Source organism: Rhizobacter sp. P2_H3 (genome assembly GCF_056403355.1).
Genome location: NZ_JBFUFQ010000387.1, coordinates 1 through 3,178, shown reverse-complemented (window position 1 = coordinate 3,178; position 3,178 = coordinate 1). Strand labels below are relative to the sequence as shown.

Below are 3,178 nucleotides of genomic sequence, written 5' to 3'. Positions count from 1 at the left end.
GCGCGCGCCTGCTCCACCTCGTGGCCGGCGGCGTGCTGGTCGCTGGTCGCGGCATCGAGCTCCTTCTGCGCCGCCAGCGCCGCCAGCCGGTCGGTCTCCAGCCGCGTCGGCGACACGAAGCCCTGCTTCGCCAGCTGCTCGCTGCGTTGCGCATCGTTGCGCGCCTGCAGCAACGCCACCCGCGCCCCCTCGACGCGCGCGCTCGCCCGCTGCAGCTGCGCCTCGGTCACCTCCAGCCGCGCCTGCTGCTCGCGGCGCGTGCGCTCGTCCAGCATCGGCGACAGCACCGGCGTCAGCTGCGCCACCACCGCGCCGGCCGCCACCGCATCGCCCTCGCGCAACGCGATGCGCGCCAACTGCCCGGCGAGCGGTGCCGACACCACGTAGCGGTCGCGCAGCCGCGTCTTCGCATCCTCCTCGACCGCCGCCTCGAAGCGCCCCGTCGCCGCCACGGCGACCTCCACCTCGACCGGCCTCGGCATGAAGGCCCACGCCATCACCGCCACCGCCGCGATCGTCGCGGCACCGCCGGCCAGCCAGGCCCGGCCCACATGCGGAAGCTTCAGCGTCATCATCGTTCAATCCCTCGTCTTCAAGGCCGACACCATGTCGAGCCGGTCGATGCGCCGGCGCACCACCAGCGCGCTGGCGGCACCGGCCACCAGCACGCACAGCGCCGCGCCCGCATAGGTGCGTGCCCGGATCACCACCGGAAAATAGAACTGGTCGGACTTCAGCAGCTCGACCACGCCGTGCGTGATCGACCAACCCATCAGCATGCCGATCGGCAGCGCGACCGCGATCACGATCGCCAGCTCGCCCAGCAGCAGCCCCGACACCTCGGCGCGCGTGAAGCCCAGCACCCGCAGGCTCGCGAGCTCCCAGGCACGCTCCGACAGCGCGATGCGCGCGTTGTTGTAGACCACGCCGACCGCGATCACGCTCGCGAACACCGTCAGGATCGTGCTCATGATGCGCACGTTGCGCGCGCTGATCTGCTGCAGGTTGCGCAGCATCGTCGACTTGCTCCACGCGCCGGCCACCGCCGGCAGCGCCTTCGTCGCCTCGAGCGCCGCATCCTCGCTGCCGCGCTCGAGCGCCATCATGAAGCCGGTCGACAGGTCGCCGTCGCCCAGCACCCGGTTCAGCGACGGCCGGTCCATGTAGGCGTTCAGCCCCATCATCTCGCGCACCGTCGCGCCCACCACCAGCTCGAGCGTGCGCTCGCGGCCTTCCAGCACCTCCACGCGAACCCGGTCGCCCACGCGCAGCGCGAGCTTGTCGGCCAGCCGGTCGGTCAGCACCAGCCCGCGGCCGTCGAGCACCGTCTCGCGGCCATCCGCATCGATCGCGCGGAACAGCTGCCCGCGCGGCGCGTAGCCGCGGATCAGGCTGCGCTCGCGGCGGTGCCCGTTGATGAAGTTCACCGCGACGAAGCGCGTCGACTCCACGTCGCGCACGCCCGGCAGGTGCATCAGCTCGCGGCGCGCACCGTCGCCCACCGCCTCGGCCGCCCACACGGTGATGTCGGTGCGCATGCTCAGGTTGAACTGGCTGTCGACGATCACGTCGATCGCGTCGCGGAAGAAGTTGCCCAGCACGACGATCGCGACCGCCGCCGCGACGCCGGCGACCGACAGCCCGCTGCGCAACGGCCGCCGCTCGATGTTGCGCACGATCATGCGCAGCGCCGGGTTCATGCCGCGCACGCCCAGGCGCTCGAGCAGCGTGCGGCGGTAGTGGCCGGGCGCCGGCGGGCGCATCGCTTCGGCGGGCGCCAGCCGCACCGTGGCGGCGATCGCGTTCAGCGTTCCGGCCACCGCCGTCGCCACCGTGATGCCGATGCTCACCACCAGCAGCCACGGCGCGATCACGTGCTCGAAGCTCGGGAAGCGGAACAGCTCGGCGTACAGCCCGGTCAGCAGCGTGCCGAGCACCTTGCCCAGCAGCACGCCGAGCACCAGCCCGGCCAGCACGATCGCCATCACCAGCTTCAGGTAGTGCAGCCCGATCGCGCGGTTCGGGTAGCCGAGCGCCTTCAGCGCCGCCACCTGCTCGCGCTGCGTCGACACCAGCCGCGTCACGACCACGTTGAGCAGGAACGCGGCGACGCCGAGGAAGATCGCCGGCAGGATGGTGCCGAGCACGCGCTGCTCCTTGATCTCGTTGTCGAGCATCAGGTGCGAGGGCTGCTCGTCGCGGCCGTTGGCCTGGCGGCCGCCGTAGGGCGAGAGCCGGCGCGACAGCCCGTCGATCACCGCCTCTTCCGATGCCCCCGGCGCGAGCCGCACCGCGACGCGGTTGAAAGCGCCGCGCATGTCGTAGGCGGCGGCCAGCGTCTCGCGTTCGATCCAGAAGATGCCGAAGCCGCGCGTGTCGGGCATGCCCCACAGGCCGGCGAAGATGTACTCCGGCGACAGCGCGGTGCCCACCATCACGATCGTGCGGCGGCGGCCGTTCAGCTGCACCTGCAACTCCGATCCCGGCACCAGGCCGCGCGACTGCGCGAAGCCCTCGGAGACCAGCGCCTCGATGCGCTCGTCGCCCGCGGCYACCGCCGCCGGTGCGCGGCCGCTGCTGACGAGCACGCGGTTCATCGCGTCGCCGGCGCGCCGCGGCAGGCCGATCAGCTGTCCGAGCACCGGGTCGGCCGAGCCGGGCACCTCGACGCGCGCCATTTCCTCCAGCGTGGTCTGCACCTGCGCGACGCCGTCGATGCGGCTGAGTGCATCGACCGCTGCGTCGGGCGCGCGCTTGACGGTGGCGAACACGTCGGCGAAGCGGCCCTGCGCATAGAACCGGTCGCGCGCCAGCGCCAGCGAGTCGACGGCCGACAGGCTGGTGATGAAGCCGCCGATGCCGCTGGCCACCACCAGCGCGATCGTCAGCGCCTGGCTCCACATCAGGCGCAGGTCGCGCAGCAGCTTGCGGTCGAGGGCCTTCATCGCGTCACCACGTCAGCTCGGACGGCTGCAGCTTGTGCGCGTTGGCTTGCACCCGCAGGATGCGGCCGTCGCCCAGCGTGACGACGCGGTCGGCCATGCCGGCGATCGCCGCGTTGTGCGTGATCACGATGGCGGTGGTGCCGAGTTCGGCGTTGATGCGCGCGATGACCTCCAGCACCAGCTTGCCGGTCTGGTAGTCGAGCGCACCGGTCGGCTCGTCGCACAGCAGCACG

At 72.1% G+C, this 3,178-nt stretch carries 2 protein-coding genes and 1 pseudogene; all 3 read right to left on the bottom strand.

Going from position 1 to position 3,178, the window contains the following annotated elements; translation table 11 throughout:
- Positions 1–572 (bottom strand): HlyD family secretion protein (locus AC1D1T_RS31325; RefSeq protein ID WP_477993261.1); only part of this gene is annotated, 572 nt, incomplete at its 3' end.
- A gap of 6 nt (positions 573–578) precedes the next feature.
- Positions 579–2,945, bottom strand: a complete 2,367-nt coding sequence (locus AC1D1T_RS31320) for an ABC transporter permease (protein ID WP_477993259.1) — start codon at positions 2,943–2,945, stop codon at positions 579–581.
- 4 nt (positions 2,946–2,949) lie between these two features.
- Positions 2,950–3,178: pseudogene (locus AC1D1T_RS31315) on the bottom strand (ABC transporter ATP-binding protein); the annotation flags it as partial.